At 40.4% G+C, this 1,336-nt stretch carries 1 protein-coding gene; it reads right to left on the bottom strand.

From position 1 onward, the window contains the following. Window positions 1-109 precede the first annotated feature (109 nt). Complete coding sequence (locus FD961_RS03875) at window positions 110-922, bottom strand: peptidylprolyl isomerase (protein ID WP_215394184.1); 813 nt, start codon at window positions 920-922, stop codon at window positions 110-112. Window positions 923-1,336: the final 414 nt, after the last annotated feature.

Here is a 1,336-nt window from a genome sequence, read left to right as displayed (position 1 = left end):
CTACAAGAGGCGGTAAAGAGTGATAAGCAAAATAAATAGCTAGAACCCCCAAACTCTGAAGACAATCTCTGTTGCGAAATTGATCTACAAATTTTGGGGCATTACTAAATCAGTTCTTTACTACTTTGCTAGTCTGCAACAAACCAGAGATTGCTTGTTGACGTCTTTGCTGTATCAGCGCGCGGGCAATGTTTTCCTTGGCCTGATCAAAGCTGGGAACTACTACTGGACGAATGTCATTGATTTCAATAACGTGCCAGCCCACTTGAGTTTGAATTGGCTTGTCATAGACCTGGCCTTTGCCTAAAGTCAGGACGACTTGATTAATTGGCGCCATCAGCTGACTGGGAAGCGCCCAACCAACAAGACCGCCCTGCTCTGATGTTGCCTTGTCTAAAGACTTTTCTTTTGCAAGTGTCGCAAAATTTGCTGGGCTACGAATCTGCTTAATTAACGCAACGCCCTCAGCCTCAGTGGCAACGACAATTTGTGACACTTGATATTCTTTTGCATTTGCTGGCTCTTTGCTCAAAGCTACTTGCCTATCGTATTCGGCTTTCACTTCAGCTTCAGTCACCGGATGACTCTTGAGATAAGCATTAAACCAAACATCTAAAATAGCGTTTTGCTCTGCCAGCTTTACCTTGAACTCGTTATTACCTTGTTTAAGTAAGCCAGTTTTCTTGATGTCCTTTAGGATCAGCTCGCGCAATACCAAATCATTGAGAATGGACTGTCTTAGCTGCGGAGTATCTTGTGCCCCATCCATGACGGCACTCTTCACCCAATCATTTAACTGGCCGTTGGTAATTGCAACGCCATTAACGGTGGCCACTGGAGCACCAGCGGATTGAGAGAGTACGTTTTCAGAAATTATCAAAATAGTCCCAAGTAGTAATAAATTTTGTAGTAGTTTTTTCATTTCGTATTGTGAAAAATTGATTCGCCGTGGTGATGCTTCATTTATTGAAGAAAAAAACTAGATTTAGTTGCCAAACCATGGAATTTTAAGCGAATTTGTCATATTTAGCGTTCGGTTTACCACTCAAAAGCTCTATATCTATCAATGAATTAAGCATGGATATGACTTGTGTTCGGTTTCTACAGAATCAAGCGGGTTTTGATAGACATTAATTCCGCTAAATCATTCATAAAGTCTTAGTATCCACACAAATATAAGCAGTTTGTATAGGCTAAATTGAGCTACTGCTATATTTATAATTTTATGCACCAAAACAGTGAATATTGAATTCTTGGCTGACTAGTCCGAGCCAATCATGAGCGTCATTCATGAAGACAGTCTGATCAATACACAAAATGTATATTTCGAAATTGA

The sequence above is a fragment of the Polynucleobacter sp. TSB-Sco08W16 genome (assembly GCF_018687455.1).
Classification (GTDB): Bacteria; Pseudomonadota; Gammaproteobacteria; order Burkholderiales; family Burkholderiaceae; genus Polynucleobacter.
The sequence above is the reverse complement of the archived record's forward strand: the minus strand, read 5'-3'. Positions and strand labels throughout refer to the sequence as shown.